The following is a 20,061-nucleotide window of genomic DNA, read 5'->3' as shown; positions in this document are numbered from 1 at the left end:
TCAATTGAGGAGGTTATTTATGGATACAAATGCAAATTTACATCAACAGGTCAGTTGGAATTGTATGAACAAATACGTTGGTATTACAACGACTGACGGTCAGTCCTTTGATGGCTTTATTGCCCATGTAGATCAAAACTATGTTACTCTTGCGGTTCCCAGCAACGAAATGATAGAACGTTTAAACGGAATGCCTACACATGAATCGGCGTATAGACAATTCGGCTTTCGGCCTGGCTTTTTTCCAAGACGCCGCTTCTTTCCACGACGCATCCCTTTTTTCGGAATAAGCGATATATTTCTACTCCCGTTCTTTATCTGAGACGGTGCGAGGGGATGTCAGGGGCATCCCCTTTTCTTATTATTTTAAAGACTATGTAAACTATCATCCCTATAGATTGTAAAAAAAGAATTGCCTTCCTACTCTATCGTATGGTATTATGAAATTCGTCGCAGGACGGTAGCTCAGCGGGAGAGCACTATCTTGACAGGGTAGGGGTCATGGGTTCGAACCCCATCCGTCCTATATCGAAAAGCCTTGAATTTCAAGGCTTTTTTTGTTTTTTATTCACTTATAATTCTATTAAAAACCCCTGTGATACGAATTGGGACTGACCCCCGTTTGTGAGACAGGGATCAAAACACCTTACAAGTTTAAGTAGCCAGTCGCCGGAAATCCATCGGTGACTGGTTATTTAGTTTCGCTTGAATTCGAAATGAGTTATAGTAAATGATGTAGTCTCGAATGGTCTCTACAACGATTGCAGTCGTTGTAGATGTGAGATCTTCGAGGTAGAACGTTTCAGACTTTAGGGTGGAATGAAACGATTCAATGGGGGCATTATCAGCGGGCGTTCCTTTACGGGACATGCTCATGGTAATGCCTTTTCCTTTTACAGCTTCCTGGTACGCAAAGGACGTATACACGCTGCCCTGGTCGCTATGCAGCAACATCTTTTCCTGCTTGGGAAGTTGATTTAATGTATCCAACACCAAAGAGGTATCTTGTTTATCTGCTATACTGTAAGCCACAATCTCACCATTGTACAAGTCTAGAATGCTGGAGAAGTACAACATCTTCCCGCCAAATGGCAAATAGGTAATGTCCGTGACGAGTTTTTGCAGAGGTGCTTCTGCATGAAACTGTCGCTTGAGCAGATTTTCAAAGGAGTGTACAGATTGCCCAGTCACCTTTCGTTTTTTCATCCTCACGCGGCACTGAAGCCCCTCACACTGCATGATCCGCTGGACTCGCTTGTGATTTATACTCTGCTCTATCCGAAGGAGCGCCGTGATTTTCCGGTACCCGTAGCGGAATTTATGACGGATGCAAAGCTCCCGGATTTTCTCCACCACTTTGTCTGTATGCTTTGTCTCCACAGCTGCTTTCCAGCGGTAGTAAGTCGTTCTTGCGATTCCGAGCCATCTACAAGCCTCAGACACCGTCACTTCGTTTCGAATGGATTCGATCCAGGCAATAACGGCCTCTGGTTCCACCTCCTCTCCAACTCCTCGTACTTTTTTAGCAGTTCTAATTGTTGTTTTAAGAATCGGTTCTCTGCCTTTACTCTTTCGAGCTCCGAAGAGTCCTCCGGACCTTTTCCATAGCTGTACTGTTTACCCACCGGCTGCTGCAAACGATGCCGTTCACCATTTCGATTCCATCTCATCCATGTCTTTAGCTGTGTCTTATTCCGTATTCCGAGCTGCTCCATAACCTCTTTCACAGGTACGCCTGCTAATCTCATTTCTATAGCTTTCATCTTTATTTCCACGGGATAACTTACTCTGGTTGCCAATGCAAAAACACCTCCAAGATGATCTCCTTATCTTACGACAAGGTTCCATTCTTTTGAAGGTGTTTTGATTTGTCTCACGTTATGGGGTCAGTCCCTTATAGGTTGATGGGGTATTTTATTAAAATGGAAATTTAGTAAGCGAGAATATTAAGAGTACCATCCCAACAATCGAAGATAGAGCAGCCATTTTATCTTTAGTTTTAATATAGGTAGCTCCTCCATTAAAAATCAGAGCTCCACACATCCCCATCATTGTCCAAGACATGATCGCTTGATCCTGACCGCGGAAAAATAGTATTGCCAGAATGATTGTTGCTGCACTAAATAGAATACCGAACAGCCTTAGTGCTTTCAGCAAAAAATCCCCTCCCGAAATATAATGGGCTAATGAATTTGCAGCTTACTCGATATTACAAGGAAAAATGTAGCCAATGGGCCACAAAGTAAAGAAATTAAAAACCAGTTTAATCCACTCCTATTTTTACCTTGTGCTAACCCAGCATTTATTAATGCTAATGTACCCCATCCAACAAAATACCCGTTATCCATCACGCACACGACCTTTCAACATCATTTTATAGGAATACGAATATCCAATATAATGGTTTCATCATAAGCAAATGTTGCAGGGATTTGTTATACATGCTGAAATTTCAACAACTACTTTATTCTTGTGGCAATAAGCTGGATCGTTTCATCAGAGTCTTTTACAAGACATTTCAAAGTAATGCCCAGGACAAGTGAAAATAAAGAGATCATAAAACAAATGACTGTAATCATTGCTCCTCTTAAGTCATTTGTGAAATTATAACGCAAGATTTCTGAGAAGCTGCTAGTAGAAAAGAAAATTATAGTCATAATAAAAAACAATCCAAAAACACAAAATAAAATGTTTGATATTTTATTAACTCTTTCAAAATAGCTCATATATTCAACTCCTCTGATCAAGATAATAATCTACCAAGACATAAATGGAACCGGCAATACCAAAAAGGATAATGGCTATACTACTATTCAAATGATAATCCTGTATAAAGCGTTCATCGTATGCCTTGTAAAAGAAAACATATCCCCCGATACCACTCAGAAGCAATATCATTATGCGGGTAATCAAAGGATTTGCAATCATTCGAACAACCCAAGAGAAAGGAAAAATTATAATTGGGTAAAGAACGGCTGAAAAAAGAAATGCTAAGAAAATAAAAACAAACCCTATATTTTGAAACCCATAGTATTCAGTCGTGCTGATTTTATTTCCTTCCCATAGCTCTAATCCAAAAGTGGCCAAGGTGAATACAATCGTCGAAACAAACCATAACATGATATGCTTAACTACACGCAAAGTAATCTCACCAACTTTATGCTTTATATATCAGCCGTTTCATTCATAAGTTCTATTGTTAAATCTGCTTCCAATAATCATTTAGCACTTGGTTCTATTGAAGTTAAAAAAGGTTTTTGCCCTATTCTACTATTATAGGAAACAAAGTACTCCTCATTTATATTAATCAACTTAAATATTCCTTTTGGGATTGTGACTGTAGTTTGATCACCGCTCATATTTTGTACTACTATTTCTCTTTTATCTACTGACACTACATTAACAACAGCAGATGTACCTGCCATCAAAAGGTACCATATTATAAATAAAAAAATGATCAAAGGAAGAAAAGAGAAGATTTTACGATTATTCATATCTATCACCTCAGAGTAAGGATCATCTAATGGACATGATAGTTACCTCCTATCCATTGCCGAACAATTCTTGTATGTATTTTCCCGACATATATTCTCTAAATTCTTTATCTAATAAGTATATTTCATCTTGTTTTATCCACTGGTAGTTAAAAACAGTTCCACAGTCCTCTCCTTCACCCTCTCCAGTGAATCTCCACTTTTCAGGCAATCTTGTTACTGGAATCAGAAGGTAGTCATGTCTTTCAACATTTGCATCTATATAATCCTTATAATAATATTGTGTTCCTATTTTCTTTACTAATTTAAATTGTTTAAGTCCATTTTCTTCTTGAATTTCCCTGAATAAGGCTTCTTCTTCTGTTTCCCCGGCATTTAAATTACCACCTACTAATCTAAAGGGTACTTCTGGTTCATTAAGATAAACTAATAAGGTCTTTTCTCCAACTTCATTGTCTTGCAAAATAAATCCGTATACCTTCTTTCTAATCGGTTTCCCTATCTTCATCGTGTCCCCCTTATTTAGCTTCTTATAAACGAAAATAAAAAAGTATTTGATCATTGATCAAATACTTGCTCAGTCGTACGATGTTATGAATATATGCTCCCTTGTGGTCATCTACGTTTACGCCATTCGAACATCCATAAATTTACTTTATTGTATTCTGAAAACCTAAATTAAACAAGTACAACTCTTTAATTCTCACTGCTGATCAAAATAGCACTCCGCTTCTGTTTAGCACATTAAAATCTATTGTGCATTTAATATAGAGAAGCTTAATAGAAAGGGGTAGATCAGAATGGCGACGCGTCAACCTGATTTAGTATTGATCACTTGGAGCAGAAATCCTTTAGTTCGCGGCTCTGCACGTAGAATAATTTCTGTCCGCATCATTGGAAATGCCGAGCCTTGTAGACCTAGCTTGAGACCCAATGGGTTACTTGACACCGCCTTAGCTTGTTTATTAGACAACGATGTTGGTTTTAGAGTGGTGTTTCGTAAAAAAACTTCAAGAATTAGCGGTTATTTGCTGTTACAACGACATTAATATTTTCCAGATGGAAATTAGGTGACTCCATGAAATTACAAGATGTAAAAGAGAGCTATGATTTAATAGTAAGCTTAGGTATGTCTTGTGCTCCTGCTATAAATATGCAAAGAAATAACTTGAGGAAATTCTCTATGCCACTTGATTGGATGGTTTCTTATTCATTGGCTGATGTTAATAGACTCTTTAAGAACAGATTTGAAAACTTCATGGGATTAATAAACCTGCAAATACTTGCAGATACACATTTTTTTCTGGAGGATGGATTACCTGTCTATCCTAATGAGAACAAGGATACTTTAGTACAATCCTATTTTATTCGCGATATATTTTATAACATCATCTCTGTACATGATTTTCCAATCACCATGGGTAAACATTGGTCAACGACCTACCCATCATATAAAGCGAAGCTAGATTTACGAATTAAAAGATTTTGGGACAAGTTAATCAACAGTAAAAAAACCTTATTCATTAGATGGTCTGCCACATATGAACAGGCTGTAGAGCTACAAGCGATTTTGTCTGATATATTAAAGCCGAACGAATTTACTGTTCTTATCCTTAATCCCGTTCGTGAATTAACATCGATACGAGAAATCAAATGGGATATTGATAATGTTTGTGTGTTAGAAGTTCCTGATGATATGAACGATTATGATAGCTGGGATTATATTTTGAAAGATATACAATTAACTAACCTTTAAAATCAGAATAAAAATGGCCCTCTTCCGGGTCATTTTTGTTGTATATGACTACATAATAAACTGCCTAGAACATTAATTGGGCGGGTGCATAGAATAGCGTATAAAATACTGGGAGGTAATCTATTGAATAATTTTCAAATGCATCAAATGAACCAAATGCCTCAATCCGTTATAGTCTACCCTGTTGATGCATATGTCGTAGAAACTCTAAAGAGCGTAATGGGCAAACAAGTTGTCCTTGAAACCACACGTGGTGGAATCAGCGGTTGTGTCGCTGATGTTAAACCAGACCATGTAGCTTTAGATACACGAGGCAGAAGATTTTTTGTGCGTATTTGCGAGATTGTTTGGATAATGCCAGAATAAATCAACGACTATAGGAGCTGGAAACAGCTCCTTTTTGCACTGATACGTTTTTATAATTTTTGAATAATGATTCGATTACCAGGGCGATCTACCCAGAAAATCGAATCTCCGACCTTCTCTACACCTTGTCCACTCCCATAGGTAGGTGGTTTAATCCTCTCTATAAACTTGAAAGAATCACCATCAAAATGATACTTATCTAACCCCTGAGCATACTTCTCCCCAAATTTATTTGAGCCATGTAGATTTGCATAAAGATTATCCCCATCAAAAAAAATGCCTTGATATCCACCTTCATCTCCAAATATTCCTGAAAGTGGGTATCTTTTTTGCAGTCTGAAATGGGCATCAAATTTTCTAATCTCATTTTTGTCATGATATACTATCCAGAAAAATCCTTTAAATTTCGCTAACGATTCTGCCGTTCCATCACCGATATCGAATACATGGACTTGTTTTAAATCCGCCAAGCTATACTTGACTATTCTACTAATTCGCTCATTCTCTGGTGGTGCTGAATTAAAATTATAAACAGTGGCATATAAAAAACCACTAGAAACATAACAATCACCAAATGACATAAACCGATAATGCTTGTCCGTTCCGGTGTATGCTCTTTTTAACTCCTTTATATAATTGCCATCAAGATCATATACAGAAATTGTATTCGAAAGGGTGAACTTCTCCGAACGATCTGAGGTGACATACACGGTCTTCCCATTAGATCCCACACCCTGCCATGCCCTAAATGGTTTCTTCATTTTAATTGTTCCTTCATAAGAACTCTCAAAAGCCAGGGAGTGAGAAGATAAAAGCCCATTTAAAGCAAATGCAAGGCATAAAATAACGATGTTTTTCTTCACGGCGCCCCCTATATGTAAATGATTATGTTTTAATTCTCTTAGTACTTTCTATTCTGAAGTACAAGAGTTCACTTTCAAGTATAATTTTTTTGTGTTTTCACCGTATTAATACTTTTGCGATTAAAAACCATTAGTTTTTTCGAGCAAATAATCAATCATTTCTTGCGCTACAAATACATATGGATTCAGATACATTCTACTGATACTTATAAATATAGCAATAGGGTTACTGACTCCAACATCATTTTGACTCCAATGTGATGATGGATTTGCGGGTTCAGGCTCTACAAGGTCATACTTTTCCATCAGCTTCTCCTTGGCTTCGCTATCCATTCCAGCTCCGTTTCCTTTCTCCGCAAAGACTGCACCTGATGGAAAACACGCCATGATTAGAGCAAAGGAAATGATGAGTATTGCCAGTTTCTTTTTACGCATATTACAGCTCCTAGTTCTTTCTATGGTCTACACTAAACTCTAATCTAGTATCAACTCAAATATTTCTCGGGTAATCGCAGGAAACCTATGTATTCGACAATCTTAACCAGTCGTAGATCATATTCCAAGAATTTAATGGGAGAAAAAGTCTCAAATTCTATAATACTCCTTTCTCTGCACAAAAACAAAAGCACCCCACTGTTGAAATTAGCAAGGCACTCTTGTAAGATTCGCTTATATTTACAATATCAATATTCCGCGAGCATTTTATGGAGTTGGAGTTCCACCGTTAGCATTCAGTGTCTCGCCGCTGACATAGCTCGATTCTTGGCTGGCAAGAAATACATATGCCGGAGCCATCTCTGCAGGCTGTCCTTGACGACCAAGTGGTGTGCTCGCACCGAACTCTTTCAGCACTTCCTCTGGTTGCCCACCCACTACCTGAAGAGGTGTCCACACGGGACCTGGCGCCACTACATTAACTCGAATCCCCTTATGGGCAACTTGCTGAGCGAGTGATTTACTGAATGTATTGATTGCAGCCTTGGTCGTCGCATAGTCCAACAGAATCGGCGAGGGCTTATAGGCTTGAATGGAAGAAGTGTTGATGATGGTGCTACCCGGCTGCATATGCTTCACTGCCGCTTTGCACAGCCAGAACATGGCATACACATTCGTCTTAAATGTATCGTCAAAATGCTTCGTAGTAAGATCAGCGATGTCTGAGACGAATTGCTGTTTGCCCGCGATATTAGCTAATATATCAATCCCACCTAGCTGCTTAACCGCAGTATCGATGAGCTGTTCACAGTATTCCTCATCTTTCAGATCGCCCGGGATGGCGATTGCGGTACGTCCTGCTTCCTGCACCAGCTTGAGAACCTGCTTTGCATCCGCTTCTTCCTCTGGCATGTAGGATAGAACAACATCTGCGCCTTCACGAGCAAAAGCAATCGCAACAGCACGACCTATACCACTGTCCGCCCCGGTAACTATCGCTTTACGTCCAGTCAGACGTCCGGTGCCTTGATAGGTATCTTCACCTGTATCTGGAACGGGATTCATCTTCTTCTGGAGCCCCGGCTCTTGTTGCTGCTGTTGAAATTCAGGTCCAGCCTTGGTGTACTGAGTGGTAGGATCTTGCATCGTATATTGGTTAGACATCGATCAATTCCTCCTTTTCTTTGGAAATACGTTTTTTATTTTTCGAACTCTTTTTTATGTAAACACAACAGTACACCGCTAAACATACCCCATCGATAGCATAGTCCTGAATATTTCCACAAAAAATACCCCAACTACCTGTTAAGGTGGCTAGGGTATCTCATACTCTAAGTATCATTAATCATTTAATGGCCTTAAATTTCCTCTGACCTGTCTTGAACCGACTCATAACGAGTACGTATTTCACGATTTTTAGCGTAGATGTATAAATCTAAAGCCACTATTCCTCTACGTGCCAATTTTACTAGCAGGACGAACAAGTAGATCCCCAATCCAATAGATATAAGCCAAATTAAAAAGAACATAACACCTACTCCCCCTCCGAAAAAAAGTCCTGTATGCTCCATACGATTTATCATCTCCTTAAGCAATTTTCATTTTTTATCAGTCTATATTGCCTAAGTTTAAATAAATATATGGAAACTCACACTGAGCTGGGCACCCTCCATACAGTCTCGCGTATACATTACATAAAGGAGTGATAAATCATGGGCTTTTTTATGTTCCTCTTTGTGCTGTTAGCACTGCTTAACATCTTTTTTCCACGATTCGGATGGTACATGAGATATGGTTGGATGGTGAAAGGTAATATTGAGCCGAGTGAGGCTTATTTGCTAATGACCCGTGTCAGCAGTATAGTGGCACTTGTTGTCCTATTCTTCTTATGGTCCAGCTTCTAATTTAACCTAACGCTTTTAGCACATCCTCAATCTTGCGCTGATGCGACAATACACCATAATTCATCCAAGCCATGAAATCCACCTCATATACGCAGCCGTTACGCACAGCAGGCAAGCTGCGCCAGAGTTGTGTATCCAGCAGTTCCCGTCCTCCTCCTTCAAGCCGATCAAAAGTAATGAACAAATGATCCGCAGTCAGATTTGCAAGCTCTTCTTTTGTCAGGTTTACCCGATTCTTTCCACGGGTCAACTTCCGAACCAAGCTATGGGGCTGCAAACCCAAATCATGATGAAGCACGCTTCCTGTATACCCCAAATGCTCACATCCATAGAGAGTGATTCCGTAGACTGAGATTCTTAAACAAGCTATGGTCTGACTATGGACGGAACGGGTAAGTAACTGCTTGGCTTGCTGTGCCTGATATTCATAATTGCCGATCACTTCCTGGACACGTTCCGTTCTGCCAAAGACCGCTGCTGCGGAATACAATGTGGCACGCCAATCCTCTTGATGAACAGGCAGCTTGAACAACGGAGCGATCCGGCTGCACTCCTCCAGATGCCAACGATGAAAGCCATTATCCAGCAAGATCAATTCGGGCGTATACTGGGAGAGCTCCTGCCAATTACGAGTCGAAATATCTACCGCAGGCACATTATGGAGAGCCAGGTACTCTTGTTTCCCCCACTCGGCGTGAGAATATTGCGCCACAGGAGTAATATCAAGAGCCAATAAATAATCTTCCAAAAAAGGAGCAAACACCCTCAGTCCCTCCTGATGGAAGCTTCTGTATTGGCCGGGAGTAACACCAACCGATCTTTTAAAACGCCGATTAAAATAATACTCATTACTATATCCGACGGATAATGCGATATCATGCATACGGTCATTCGTTAGCAGTAGCTGCTGCTGCGCTCTTTCAATACGAAGCCCGTTTAAATGCTCCAAGGGAATCCGCCCTGTCACTTCTTTAAAAGTTTGTGTGTAGCGTGCACGTGTAATGCCTGCAACTTCAGCCAACTGATCAACGGTTACGGCTTGGTTATAATGCTCCTCCATATAGTGAATGGAACGCTGTATGGCCTCATGATCAGCTGTGATCTGAACGACAGAGGAATTTGCACGCATGATTAGCAGTAGCAGCTCCTGAAAGCGCGTATGGCCTGCGAACCATTCGATCTCATCTGCGCTTCTACGGCTATGACAGATAGCCTCTAGCAGTAATTTACATTGTGAAAAGGGTTTACAGCTTAGCAAACCAGATCGAAGGATGTCCTCTTTAGTTCTTCCTTCTATTTCACTCTGTCTGTTTTCCCCGGTTTCGATGATTTCAAAAGTAAGCCGATAAAAGCTAAGTCCACGCTCTTCGGCATGGATTTTGCTTAATAGCCCTGGTTCGAATAAGAACCCCGCACCTTTTTCCAGTGGAAACTGCCTCATCTCAGCCTCAACAAACCCCTGTCCCTCCGATACAATGATTAGGGTGTGATCCTGAAACACCTCACTCTGTCTGCTTCCTGACAGGGATTGGGTTTCTATATTTATCAAGCTATAGAATAGCTTCCTTCTATTGCTGTCTTGCAAATCCTTTGCCATTCTCCCACTCCCAATTGAGAACCATTTTCATTCATTTCAGTTTAAAACAAAAAAGAAGGTCTATCAAGGGTGCTGATAGACCTTCAAAGTACTATTTCTTATGTTGGCTTCTGGTTACTTAACCATAGCTTCCAGCAGGTCATCAAGCTTCATCGAATTGGCCGTGATGGCACCCGTCTGCCAGTGGGAACGTTCTATTCTATAAACATTCCCGTTCTTCACTGCGGGCAGGCTCTTCCACAGCGGCCCATCAAGAATTTGGATCGCTTCCTGATTTCCTTCAGTATCCCAGCCCCCATTGTCAGGGAATACGATGATATGATCCGCTTCGAGCTGAGGAATAAGCTCTTCGGAAATAATAGATTGATATTCGGTCATTTCTGCAGCCATAGGCACGGGTGTCAGGCCAAATTGAGAATAAACCACACCGATAAAACGGTTTTTAACACCGAACAAAGCAAAGGTCTTATCCGCTACATTAAGCCGAATCACAGCCACCTTCTCCTGGCCCAGAGCCTGCTGCAATTTAGCTTTTCCATCTGCCACTTTCTGATCATACTCGGTGAGCACAGCCTCAGCCTTCTCCGGAATCCCGAGCGCATCAGCAATGGCTGTAAGCACTTGTCTTGAGTCCTGCAGCACCGCTTCTGGGAGACGATAGGTTGGTGCTACCTTGGAATACTGTTCATACCTCGCCGCATCAGCGCCTCCGTCCGCAATGATCAAATCGGGGTCTTTTTCCAGCAACACCTCCATGCTTCCGGTGATATCAAATTCTGGCACATCCAGATTTAAATAATCCTGTTTGCCCCAGCTTGGATGATACCACTGCACCACAGGGGTAATACCCAATGCCTTCAAATAGTCTTCAACATAGATCCCGGCCACCCGTTTAGGGCTAACTGGAATCTCTACATCCCCAAATTCCCCTGTAATCGTCCGAGTTGCACCCTCTTCTTGGGCATTTCCACTTCCTTCTGTTGGCTTGCTGTTGCTAGCAGAGGTTGATTCCCCTGCATTCTCTGTTTTAGCAACGTTATCTTTTGCAGTATTGTTCGTTCCGCACGCCGCCAGCACGGTCAATGCCATAATAAGTACTGCAGCCCACAAAAACTTCCGACCCCATCTTGTCATTATCCCTTCACTCCAATGCTATATTTTCATTGATTATCATTCTCAATAATCATTATCACAATAGTAGCATGACTTTTATAGCTTTCAATGCACTTTCTCCGTAAAAATCTTATACAAACTATTAACTAGTTTCTTCCCGCCTTCTCAAATTTCTTTTTATTTACGATTGATTTCTATAATGCTTTCGCTTACAATAAACTCATAAACGCGCGTTTATGAAAAGAGGGGAAACATGCGCAGCGAAGATATAGCTAAGTTGGCCGGGGTTTCCCGAAGCACGGTATCCCGCGTGATCAACAACTATTCCAACGTCCCTGAAGAGACCCGTGCCAAGGTGCTGCGGGTGATTGAGCAACATCAGTACGAACCGAACAGCTTTGCAAGGGCTTTAGCCGGTAAGAAGACCGATACGATCGGACTCTTCGCCATCAGTATGAACGAGAAGGAGAATACCACCCGAATTTATCAGAACAATTACTTTGCTCCATTCGTTGATGCCGTAGTCGACACCTCGAATGCCCGCGGATGTTATGTACTGATTCATACGGTTTACTCTCCCGACGATTTTATCAAGGTAAAGCAAGCTTTTCTTCAGAAACGGATTGACGGCGGTATCATTGTCGGCACTCAGAAGGATATTAATATTGTCCGAGAAATGGTAGGGCTAGACTCTCCTCTCGTATTAATTGATTATGATATTTCTGAGATTATGTCGGAGCACCTAGATCGCAATCATCTGGCTATTGTGAACTCCAAGGATTACGAGGGCACCACAGAAGCGATTGAATATTTGATCTCTCAAGGTCATCAAGAGATCGGCATCATCTGTGGGCAAATGAATACGTACTCTGGTCGAGAGCGTTATACTGCCTATGAGGATACGCTGAAGAAGCATGGCCTGCCTATGAATGAGAAATTTATCCTTAAGGGTGATTTTCTGAAGGAGACCGCTTACGAAGAGGTTAAGAAGCTTCTCGCTTCTGGCGAGCCATTGCCAACAGCCTTCTTCTCCTCCAACGATGACATGGCTATATCAGCGATGGAAGCGTTCTCTGAGTATGGAATTATTATCCCCGAGGATATCTCCATTGCCGGATTTGATGACATTCAGTTAGCATCTCGTATTCAGCCTAAGCTGACCTCTGTACGCTTGCCGATCTATGAAATGTCCAAGGCCGCAGTGGAGAAGGTAATCGAGCTGTGTGATTCACAGCAGCCGACGTTTAGTACGATCAGCTTTCCAGCTCGTTTAGTGGAGAGAGATTCCTGTCAACCACCGAAGAAGTAGCTTAAGATCATCCTTCGCTGAAGAAATCTACATATTTTTCTGTGAAGCTGCTATGATTCGGTATCGAAACTACTGCTTTAGTTATCCTGCTTGAAAACCATTGCGAAAACTCCCTTCCCTCGAGGGAATTTTTTCTGAAATTTATAAACGCGCGTTCACAATCGAAAGGAGACTTTCTCACATGAAATTCGGTACCTTTGACGACACTCGTAAAGAGTATGTAATTAACACACCTAAAACACCTTACCCTTGGATTAACTACCTTGGTAATGAGCAATTTTTCGGACTTATTTCTAATACAGCTGGTGGATACACCTTCTACAGAGACGCTCGTCTCAGAAGATTGACCCGTTACCGTTATAACAATATCCCATTGGATACTGGCGGTCGCTACTACTATCTTTATGACGATGGTGATTTCTGGACCCCAGGCTGGATGCCGGTAAAACGTGATCTAGACTTCTACGAATGCCGTCATGGTCTTGGCTACACTTCCATTACTGGCGAACGCAATGGTATCTCTGTGAACCAGCTTGCTTTTGTACCTATGGGTCATAATGCTGAAGTACACCGTCTTGTAGTGAAGAACACTGGCTCCGCTAAAAAATCCGTGAAACTGTTCTCTTTTGCAGAGTTCTGTCTCTGGAATGCACAAGATGATATGACCAACTTCCAACGCAATCTCAGCACCGGTGAAGTTGAAGTGAAGGATTCCGTTATCTATCACAAAACCGAATACCGTGAGCGCAGAAATCACTATGCTTTCTACTCCGTAAATAAAGAAATCGCTGGTTTCGATACTGACCGTGAAGCCTTCGTAGGCATGTACAACGGTCTGGAAAGCCCGCAAGCTGTAGTTGCAGGTGAACCTACTAACTCCGTAGCTAGCGGCTGGTCCCCTATCGGATCACACGCACTGAACATTACACTTGAACCAGGCGAAGAACAAAGCTTCATCTTTGTACTCGGCTACATCGAGAACCCTGAAGAAGATAAATGGGAATCCCTGAACGTAATCAACAAAAAACCAGCAGAAGCGATGATCGCACAATTTGCTACAGACGCTCAAGTAGATGCTGCACTTGCCGCACTTGCTGCTCACTGGGATAACCTGCTGTCTAAATATCAAATCCAAAGCGGCGACGAGAAACTGGATCGCATGGTTAACATCTGGAATCCATATCAATGTATGGTTACCTTCAATATGTCCCGTTCCGCTTCTTACTTTGAATCCGGTATTGGCCGTGGTATGGGCTTCCGTGATTCCAACCAAGACTTGCTTGGATTTGTGCACCAAATCCCTGAACGTGCTAAAGAACGTATTCTCGATATCGCGGCTACACAATTTGAAGATGGCAGTGCGTATCACCAGTACCAACCGCTCACCAAAAAAGGTAACAACGAAGTCGGCACCGGCTTTAACGATGATCCGCTTTGGTTGATCCTAGGAACGGCTGCTTACATTAAAGAAACTGGCGACACTTCGATTCTCGATGAGCAGGTTCCTTTTGACAGCAACCCGGATAACACGGCTACTCTGTTCGAGCACTTGAAACGCTCTTTCGAGCATGTAACTAACAATCTCGGACCTCATGGCTTGCCCCTGATCGGCCGTGCGGACTGGAATGACTGCTTGAACCTGAATTGCTTCTCTACAGAGCCAGGTGAATCTTTCCAAACCACCGCCAACATCGAAGGTCGCGTAGCGGAATCCGTATTTATCGCAGGTCTGTTCGTCTTCGTTGGACCGGACTATGCTGAAATCTGCCGGATGCGTGGACTTGACGATGTAGCTGTGGATGCCGAAGCTAAAATTGACAACATGCGTGAAATCACACTGACTCACGGCTTCGATGGCGACTGGTTCCTACGCGCTTATGACCACTATGGCGACAAGATCGGTTCCAAAGAAAACGAAGAAGGTAAAATCTTCATCGAGCCACAAGGAATCTGTGTTATGGCTGGTATCGGTGTAGAAGATGGTCAAGCTGAAAAAGCCCTGTCTTCCGTTCAAGAACATTTGGACACTAAATACGGTATCGTCTTGCAACAACCACCATATTCCAAGTACTATCTGAATTTGGGTGAAATTTCTACTTACCCTCCGGGCTACAAAGAAAATGCCGGTATTTTCTGCCACAACAACCCTTGGATCATGATCGCTGAAACGGTACTTGGACATGGCGACAGAGCGTTTGAAATTTACGCTAAAATTGCTCCGGCTTATTTGGAGGATATCAGCGAAATTCACCGCACAGAGCCTTATGTCTACTCCCAAATGATCGCAGGTAAAGATGCCGTTCGTCACGGGGAAGCTAAAAACTCCTGGTTGACTGGCACTGCTGCTTGGAACTATGTAGCAATTACACAATCTATCCTTGGTATTCAAGCCGATTTCAATGGTCTGAAGATCGATCCTTGTATTCCTACAGAGTGGGACAGCTTTGAAATCACACGTGTCTTCCGTGGAGATACTTATGTGATTCAGATCAAGAACCCGAACCATGTATCTAAAGGTGTAGCTAGTCTTACTTTGGATGGCGTAGCTGTAGAAGGTAACATCATCGCTCCTGTTGGAGACGGTGCTGTACACCAAGTAGTTGTAGAACTGGGTTAAAAAAAATCCGCTCAACCGTTCGCTTGAACGATTGGGCGGATCTATAAATAACACTAGATGACCCCTTAACCCTTCAGGGGTCATTTTTTACCCTTCCATAATATCTGCTCTTAAATCACTCGCAACCTCAAGCATTCTCGGGATCACAGCTTCATTGCTGCCAGAAACGTAAATATCGCCTTCATAATACCTAAACGGGATTGTAGCATCGCCAAAGCTCCACATAAAGAATTCTCCCTCAATCGACATCGTAGTGGCGCCTACTACTGTATAAACTGATGTATAGGTGAAATCAGGTTTGGACGCGAAATATTGCTTACACTCTTCTAAAGATATGGTTTGTACTGAATCTCCATCATTCTGCATAGCTCTTGTAATTCGATAACGTTTGCTCATTGTGATGCCTCCAATATTTTCTGTAAAATAATCAGCTACCTTGTCCCGATCAATCAAATATAGCATACAATAAAGCGCAAATCCCAGCTATCTAAATACAGATTCCTCTGATTTGGTGAACAGCGTGGATGGAATGGTGTTGGGAGTATTAAGGCGTATGAATCCGAGCGTAAGAATAGATTAAAATGGCTGGACATAGGGGCGACGAGCGTCACCGTACATCTTAATCAAAAAAAGGACAGGCTGAATAATCCAGCTGCCCCGATTGCTAAACAGTAACCCTTCCCCGAAGTCTATGTCTATCCTATACCTTAAACACTGGCTTCAGGAATCCACACCTTCATTTCACCACTGCCACGATTCCCCCATAAGTAATATGGAACAGCCTTAACCTTAACCGGTTGAAGGGGTGCTTTCTCTCTGCTGTAAAGTCCTCCACTCCAGCCCTCTTGATCAATACGCAGTCCGTCTGCCCCGACAACAACCGCGCCGCCAAGCAAAGTCTCATTGAACACCGCCGTAAGTTCACCATCTTCTTTTAAAGAAATAGAGCTTAAAGGCTCACCATTATCGATACTTTCAAGACAATACACAAGCGGCCCGCGTTGAATCGTTACCTTTTGAGCATCGGCACGCAAATTTGGATGAGCATAGACGCGATGTGCCTCCATTGGGTCATGCATTTCGATGACATCTCCGGCTCTCCACTCTCTCCGAATAACGAGGTACCCCTGTTCAATGTTCTCAGCTGTATTCAAGGCTTCACCATTGACTCTGATCTCCATCCCTTGACTCCACGACGGAATCCGCAATGCAATGCCAAACTCCGCTTCCACTGCCGGATTAATCTTCATCGAGACTGTACCCTTCCATGGATAGTTACTCTCTTGCTGAATTGTAACCTCCGCTCCACCCAGCTTAGTTGTCAGCTCACTGCCAATATACAAATTCGTGTAGAGTGTATCCCCATGAACCGTGTAAATGTATTGATTGAGCGAAGTCAGCAGACGCGCCACATTCGGAGGACAGCAGGCACAGCCAAACCAACCTTGACGCTCAGACTTCACATGATGTTTATCCGGGTTGCAGCTGCATGCCTGTGGCCATACTTCCAGTGGATTCACATAAAAATAGTGCTTGCCATCCTGTGCCATCGAGCCCAGCACATTGTTATAAAGTGCCCGCTCCATAACATCGCCATAACGTGCATCCGGCGATATTCTCAGCATACGCTGTGCAAAAAAGATCAATCCAATAGAGGCACAGGTCTCTGCGTACACCGAATCGTTAGGCAAATCATAGTCGAAGGTGAACGCCTCACCTCGATGCGTAGAACCGATCCCGCCAGTAATATACATTTGCTTGTTAGTTATGTTATTCCACAGTCTCTCGCACGCTTCACGAAGTGTAGCATCTCCTGTAATAGCAGCTAGATCTGCCATAGCAGTATACATATAAACCGCACGCACAGCATGCCCTACAGCCACTTCCTGCTCTCTTACCGGAAGATGGCTCTGGTAATATTTTAAATCTAAATTCTCCTTCTGACCCGTGAAAAAATTAATATTCCCCAGATTATCCCATTGTTCCTTTAAAAAGTTTGGTTGTTGTCCTCGCTCATTAATAAAAAAGCTGCTGAGCTTCAAATATCGTTCCTCACCTGTAAGCCGGTACAACTTAACGAGTGCGAGTTCAATCTCCTGATGTCCATCATAGCCCCGCATTTTACCTTCATCTGGGCCAAACACAGAATCGATATGATCAACCATTCGGCACATGATGTCGAGCAGTTTTCTTTTTCCGGTAGCTTCATAGTAAGAAACAGCGGCCTCAATGAAATGTCCCGCGCAGTACAACTCGTGACAATCGTTCAGATTGGTCCAGCGTTTCCCCGGTTCTTTTATCGTAAAATAAGTATTTAAGTATCCATCCTCCTGCTGTGCTTCGCCAACGAGGTCAATCACTTCATCCGCTTGACGCTCCAGATCGGAATCACGTTTAATGCTTAAAGAATAACCTACGGCCTCCAGCCACTTGGCCACATCACTGTCTTGAAATACCCAGCCATAAAACTCCCCCGTCTTTCGGCCCGCAGCAATCTCAAAGTTAGCAATGGCATGACTGGGCTCAGCCCCCGGTGCTCTATCGTGCAAGGCCTCATATTGATACGGAATTACAACATCCTGAACCAGCCGAATATACCCGCCCCAGAAATCATCCTTAATGTTAACCGTTTGATCTTTTGCTACTTGCTGATCTTGTATAATTTTGTTCATTCTCATCTTCCCCTCAGCCTTATTTCATACTCGCTAATTATAATTATAGAGGGTAGAATAGATAAAAAATACGATCAGAAGCAACCCCTTTTTTGTACTATTTCACACTTCACTTTCGAAGTTTGATTTAAGTTTGAGCGAATATAGAAAGGAGCGATAAATTACACAGTGGGTCCATCATTTATACATTTCGCTGCCCCGCCATTTCCTTATTTTCTAGAATGCAATCACACCGTTTATCAACCCGGAGATCAGCATCCGAATAGAAGCCATATTGGGGTATTTGATCTGCTGATTGTAGAACAAGGCTGTCTATTTATCGGCGAAGAGCGTAATCAATGGGAGGTTTCGGCTGGCCATACACTGCTACTGCTGCCCGATCGCTATCATTATTCCGTTAAGCCGTGCGAAGAGATCACTTCATTCATATGGATTCATTTTCATACCCATGCAGATTGGTCTAGCTCTGAGGGCGAACCCGTGTATATTAACCGTGAAACACATTTTCGGCAGTTTCTTACTCATCCATATACCATTCGCGTGCCACAGTTTGGTCCCCTTCCTGACCCCTTTGAACGGAGCGGACAAGCCCAGATGCTATTGCAGCTGTCTACGGGTCGGCGTTCCAGCGCAGTTTGGCAGCAGCAACGTATATTTGAAGAAATGCTGCGGATGATGGATCTAGCACAGCATGATACTTCAGAAAGTCATGCGGTGGAAATCGCCGAGCAGACGGAGACTTATATCCGCAATCATTATGCGGAGCCTCTTTCCAATACCTCACTGGCGGATGTGCTGCATTTTCACTATAACTACCTTGCTCGCTGCATGAAACGGGTTTACGGACTGACTCCAATGGAGTATTTAACAGACTATCGTTTGGAACAAGCCAAGCTGTTGCTGCTCAAGACAGAGATCTCTATAGCCGGAATCGCAGAACGTACCGGCTTCGAGAGCACCGCCTACTTCTCGCGTCGGTTTGCTCAGCAGATCGGAATCTCTCCGCTTCGCTTCCGCAAGCGTTACTCCCGTTAAGCGGACTACTTGGTCTTATGAACTTGGTAGCTTCTACTTGGTCTCGTGTACTGGTATCTATTGTACGTTTCGGACTCTATTGCATTAGTCACTTTTACTTGGTATCTATTGAGCATTAGATCCCCTATCCCTCACATACTATGTAACATTAGATTTTCTAAGCCTGATTTCTGATCAGGTTTTTTTGTTCAACTGCAATTTTTTGGAAGTGACAAGCATATTTATAGACATGCCTTTAATGTGGAGATGTTAAATATGCGGCCATTAAGATACCTAATCATTCTTTTAGGAAGCTTACTCATTGCTTCGGGAACTAATTTTTTTCTCGTCCCATATAAAATCCTGGATGGGGGAATAATAGGGATAGCCCTCATTATCAATTATTTATCCGACGCTAAAATTGGCGTAGCTATAATTCTCTGCAGCTTCCCTATCTTCCTACTCGCTTGGTTAAAGGAACGCGATATCTTTTACAACAGTGTACTCGGTCTATTGATCTCATCATTTCTAATCGAACTTCTTGGTCCTTTTCAATATTACTTTCTGTATTATTTTGAGTTTGGTTCCGTTTCTAGCGCCATTATTGGCGGTTTTTTGATGGGAACAGGACTTGGAATTATGCTGCGGTTTAAAGCAAGTACGGGTGGAACCGATCTGCTTGCTCAATTTATTAAAAAGTATGTACCGCTCAACCTTGGAGTTATCATCTTTTTAACTGACTTTATGATTATCGGCGCTGGGGGACTCCTGATTTCTAAAGAAACCTTCTTCCACTCCATCCTCACGATTGTCTCTGGAGGGGTGGCTACAGGTCTGTGCACACTCGAAACAAAATAATGGAAATAAATATGAATATACACGATCATATGTTCGTATTATAATAATAAGAAAACATCTAAC

At 42.4% G+C, this 20,061-nt stretch carries 22 protein-coding genes and 1 tRNA gene; 9 read left to right on the top strand and 14 right to left on the bottom strand.

Features of this window, described 5'->3' with window-relative positions:
* Positions 1 to 19 precede the first annotated feature (19 nt).
* Together NST74_RS11875 and NST74_RS11870 are read left to right on the top strand one after the other, a co-directional pair.
* Complete coding sequence (locus NST74_RS11875) at positions 20 to 322, top strand: hypothetical protein (protein WP_042126772.1); 303 nt, start codon at positions 20 to 22, stop codon at positions 320 to 322.
* Between the two features lie 132 nt (positions 323 to 454).
* Positions 455 to 526: transfer RNA gene (locus NST74_RS11870), tRNA-Val, on the top strand.
* Positions 527 to 654: 128 nt separating this feature from the next.
* Here the strand turns inward: NST74_RS11870 and NST74_RS11865 are convergent.
* The 6 genes from NST74_RS11865 to NST74_RS11840 all read right to left on the bottom strand — a co-directional run bounded on the left by NST74_RS11865 (position 655) and on the right by NST74_RS11840 (position 4,467).
* A protein-coding gene (locus tag NST74_RS11865) for an IS3 family transposase (RefSeq protein WP_139328661.1) occupies positions 655 to 1,799 on the bottom strand; the annotation gives its coding sequence in 2 pieces (ribosomal slippage) (positions 655 to 1,511 and positions 1,511 to 1,799; 1,146 coding nt in all).
* A 118-nt stretch (positions 1,800 to 1,917) separates the two neighbouring features.
* Positions 1,918 to 2,157 (bottom strand): hypothetical protein, encoded by a 240-nt coding sequence (locus tag NST74_RS11860; protein ID WP_341112218.1) that lies wholly within the window; start codon positions 2,155 to 2,157, stop codon positions 1,918 to 1,920.
* 573 nt (positions 2,158 to 2,730) lie between these two features.
* Positions 2,731 to 3,141 carry a hypothetical protein gene (locus tag NST74_RS11855; protein WP_341112217.1) on the bottom strand — a complete coding sequence of 137 codons (411 nt, stop codon included), beginning with the start codon at positions 3,139 to 3,141 and terminating at the stop codon, positions 2,731 to 2,733.
* A 77-nt stretch (positions 3,142 to 3,218) separates the two neighbouring features.
* The gene (locus NST74_RS11850; RefSeq protein ID WP_042187280.1) at positions 3,219 to 3,494 is read right to left on the bottom strand and encodes a hypothetical protein; all 276 of its coding nucleotides are present in this window, start codon (positions 3,492 to 3,494) and stop codon (positions 3,219 to 3,221) included.
* Positions 3,495 to 3,543: 49 nt separating this feature from the next.
* On the bottom strand, positions 3,544 to 4,002 hold the full coding sequence (locus NST74_RS11845; protein WP_341112216.1) for an NUDIX domain-containing protein: 459 nt from the start codon (positions 4,000 to 4,002) through the stop codon (positions 3,544 to 3,546).
* A 303-nt stretch (positions 4,003 to 4,305) separates the two neighbouring features.
* Complete coding sequence (locus tag NST74_RS11840; RefSeq protein WP_170880239.1) at positions 4,306 to 4,467, bottom strand: hypothetical protein; 162 nt, start codon at positions 4,465 to 4,467, stop codon at positions 4,306 to 4,308.
* A 105-nt stretch (positions 4,468 to 4,572) separates the two neighbouring features.
* On the opposite strand from NST74_RS11840, the gene NST74_RS11835 reads away from it, so the two are divergent.
* Both NST74_RS11835 and NST74_RS11830 read left to right on the top strand, forming a co-directional pair.
* Complete coding sequence (locus NST74_RS11835) at positions 4,573 to 5,250, top strand: DUF1796 family putative cysteine peptidase (protein ID WP_341112214.1); 678 nt, start codon at positions 4,573 to 4,575, stop codon at positions 5,248 to 5,250.
* 138 nt (positions 5,251 to 5,388) lie between these two features.
* On the top strand, positions 5,389 to 5,616 hold the full coding sequence (locus NST74_RS11830; RefSeq protein WP_081389756.1) for a DUF2642 domain-containing protein: 228 nt from the start codon (positions 5,389 to 5,391) through the stop codon (positions 5,614 to 5,616).
* A 50-nt stretch (positions 5,617 to 5,666) separates the two neighbouring features.
* Here NST74_RS11830 and NST74_RS11825 read toward each other — a convergent pair whose 3' ends face one another.
* The 4 genes from NST74_RS11825 to NST74_RS11810 form a co-directional block, all read right to left on the bottom strand.
* A complete protein-coding gene (locus NST74_RS11825) occupies positions 5,667 to 6,479 on the bottom strand; it encodes a hypothetical protein (RefSeq protein WP_341112213.1) in 813 nt (270 codons plus the stop codon).
* Between the two features lie 120 nt (positions 6,480 to 6,599).
* Positions 6,600 to 6,914, bottom strand: a complete 315-nt coding sequence (locus tag NST74_RS11820; protein ID WP_341112212.1) for a hypothetical protein — start codon at positions 6,912 to 6,914, stop codon at positions 6,600 to 6,602.
* Positions 6,915 to 7,181: 267 nt separating this feature from the next.
* Complete coding sequence (locus tag NST74_RS11815) at positions 7,182 to 8,078, bottom strand: SDR family oxidoreductase (protein WP_341112211.1); 897 nt, start codon at positions 8,076 to 8,078, stop codon at positions 7,182 to 7,184.
* A gap of 194 nt (positions 8,079 to 8,272) precedes the next feature.
* On the bottom strand, positions 8,273 to 8,443 hold the full coding sequence (locus NST74_RS11810; protein WP_341112210.1) for a hypothetical protein: 171 nt from the start codon (positions 8,441 to 8,443) through the stop codon (positions 8,273 to 8,275).
* Between the two features lie 183 nt (positions 8,444 to 8,626).
* Here NST74_RS11810 and NST74_RS11805 point away from each other — a divergent pair, with 183 nt between their 5' ends.
* Positions 8,627 to 8,818: a DUF6199 family natural product biosynthesis protein gene (locus NST74_RS11805; RefSeq protein ID WP_341112209.1), complete on the top strand. Its 192-nt coding sequence runs from the start codon at positions 8,627 to 8,629 to the stop codon at positions 8,816 to 8,818.
* Between the two features lies 1 nt (position 8,819).
* On the opposite strand, the gene NST74_RS11800 is transcribed toward NST74_RS11805, so the two are convergent.
* Together NST74_RS11800 and NST74_RS11795 are read right to left on the bottom strand one after the other, a co-directional pair.
* Entirely contained in the window at positions 8,820 to 10,415 is a 1,596-nt protein-coding gene (locus NST74_RS11800; RefSeq protein WP_341112208.1) for a helix-turn-helix domain-containing protein, read from the bottom strand.
* A 114-nt stretch (positions 10,416 to 10,529) separates the two neighbouring features.
* Positions 10,530 to 11,549, bottom strand: a complete 1,020-nt coding sequence (locus tag NST74_RS11795) for an ABC transporter substrate-binding protein (RefSeq protein ID WP_341112207.1) — start codon at positions 11,547 to 11,549, stop codon at positions 10,530 to 10,532.
* A gap of 232 nt (positions 11,550 to 11,781) precedes the next feature.
* Here NST74_RS11795 and NST74_RS11790 point away from each other — a divergent pair, with 232 nt between their 5' ends.
* Positions 11,782 to 12,837, top strand: a complete 1,056-nt coding sequence (locus NST74_RS11790) for a LacI family DNA-binding transcriptional regulator (protein ID WP_341112206.1) — start codon at positions 11,782 to 11,784, stop codon at positions 12,835 to 12,837.
* 181 nt (positions 12,838 to 13,018) lie between these two features.
* Positions 13,019 to 15,454: a GH36-type glycosyl hydrolase domain-containing protein gene (locus NST74_RS11785; protein ID WP_042126742.1), complete on the top strand. Its 2,436-nt coding sequence runs from the start codon at positions 13,019 to 13,021 to the stop codon at positions 15,452 to 15,454.
* A gap of 87 nt (positions 15,455 to 15,541) precedes the next feature.
* Here NST74_RS11785 and NST74_RS11780 read toward each other — a convergent pair whose 3' ends face one another.
* Both NST74_RS11780 and NST74_RS11775 read right to left on the bottom strand, forming a co-directional pair.
* A complete protein-coding gene (locus NST74_RS11780; protein WP_341112204.1) occupies positions 15,542 to 15,850 on the bottom strand; it encodes a hypothetical protein in 309 nt (102 codons plus the stop codon).
* Positions 15,851 to 16,161: 311 nt separating this feature from the next.
* Positions 16,162 to 18,126, bottom strand: a complete 1,965-nt coding sequence (locus tag NST74_RS11775; RefSeq protein WP_341112201.1) for a glycoside hydrolase family 127 protein — start codon at positions 18,124 to 18,126, stop codon at positions 16,162 to 16,164.
* Positions 18,127 to 18,294: 168 nt separating this feature from the next.
* Between NST74_RS11775 and NST74_RS11770 the strand changes: the two genes are divergently transcribed.
* Together NST74_RS11770 and NST74_RS11765 are read left to right on the top strand one after the other, a co-directional pair.
* The gene (locus NST74_RS11770; RefSeq protein ID WP_341112199.1) at positions 18,295 to 19,161 is read left to right on the top strand and encodes a helix-turn-helix transcriptional regulator; all 867 of its coding nucleotides are present in this window, start codon (positions 18,295 to 18,297) and stop codon (positions 19,159 to 19,161) included.
* 246 nt (positions 19,162 to 19,407) lie between these two features.
* A complete protein-coding gene (locus NST74_RS11765) occupies positions 19,408 to 19,998 on the top strand; it encodes a YitT family protein (protein WP_341115874.1) in 591 nt (196 codons plus the stop codon).
* Positions 19,999 to 20,061 lie beyond the last annotated feature (63 nt).

The sequence above is a fragment of the Paenibacillus sp. FSL F4-0125 genome, from assembly GCF_038008565.1.
In the GTDB taxonomy this organism is placed as follows: Bacteria; Bacillota; Bacilli; order Paenibacillales; family Paenibacillaceae; genus Paenibacillus_AQ.
Note: the sequence above shows the minus strand (reverse complement) of the source record. Positions and strands in the feature narration are given on the sequence as shown.

Excerpts from the sequence above, each read along its gene's own strand:
- NST74_RS11875 (WP_042126772.1), top strand. The coding sequence starts at position 20 with ATGGATACAAATGCAAATTTACATCAACAGGTCAGTTGGAATTGTATG.
- NST74_RS11850 (WP_042187280.1), bottom strand. The coding sequence starts at position 3,494 with ATGAATAATCGTAAAATCTTCTCTTTTCTTCCTTTGATCATTTTTTTA.
- NST74_RS11845 (WP_341112216.1), bottom strand. The coding sequence starts at position 4,002 with ATGAAGATAGGGAAACCGATTAGAAAGAAGGTATACGGATTTATTTTG.
- NST74_RS11835 (WP_341112214.1), top strand. The coding sequence starts at position 4,573 with ATGAAATTACAAGATGTAAAAGAGAGCTATGATTTAATAGTAAGCTTA.
- NST74_RS11830 (WP_081389756.1), top strand. The coding sequence starts at position 5,389 with ATGCATCAAATGAACCAAATGCCTCAATCCGTTATAGTCTACCCTGTT.
- NST74_RS11820 (WP_341112212.1), bottom strand. The coding sequence starts at position 6,914 with ATGCGTAAAAAGAAACTGGCAATACTCATCATTTCCTTTGCTCTAATC.
- NST74_RS11815 (WP_341112211.1), bottom strand. The coding sequence starts at position 8,078 with ATGTCTAACCAATATACGATGCAAGATCCTACCACTCAGTACACCAAG.
- NST74_RS11810 (WP_341112210.1), bottom strand. The coding sequence starts at position 8,443 with ATGTTCTTTTTAATTTGGCTTATATCTATTGGATTGGGGATCTACTTG.
- NST74_RS11805 (WP_341112209.1), top strand. The coding sequence starts at position 8,627 with ATGGGCTTTTTTATGTTCCTCTTTGTGCTGTTAGCACTGCTTAACATC.
- NST74_RS11800 (WP_341112208.1), bottom strand. The coding sequence starts at position 10,415 with ATGGCAAAGGATTTGCAAGACAGCAATAGAAGGAAGCTATTCTATAGC.
- NST74_RS11795 (WP_341112207.1), bottom strand. The coding sequence starts at position 11,549 with ATGACAAGATGGGGTCGGAAGTTTTTGTGGGCTGCAGTACTTATTATG.
- NST74_RS11790 (WP_341112206.1), top strand. The coding sequence starts at position 11,782 with ATGCGCAGCGAAGATATAGCTAAGTTGGCCGGGGTTTCCCGAAGCACG.
- NST74_RS11785 (WP_042126742.1), top strand. The coding sequence starts at position 13,019 with ATGAAATTCGGTACCTTTGACGACACTCGTAAAGAGTATGTAATTAAC.
- NST74_RS11780 (WP_341112204.1), bottom strand. The coding sequence starts at position 15,850 with ATGAGCAAACGTTATCGAATTACAAGAGCTATGCAGAATGATGGAGAT.
- NST74_RS11775 (WP_341112201.1), bottom strand. The coding sequence starts at position 18,126 with ATGAACAAAATTATACAAGATCAGCAAGTAGCAAAAGATCAAACGGTT.
- NST74_RS11765 (WP_341115874.1), top strand. The coding sequence starts at position 19,408 with ATGTTAAATATGCGGCCATTAAGATACCTAATCATTCTTTTAGGAAGC.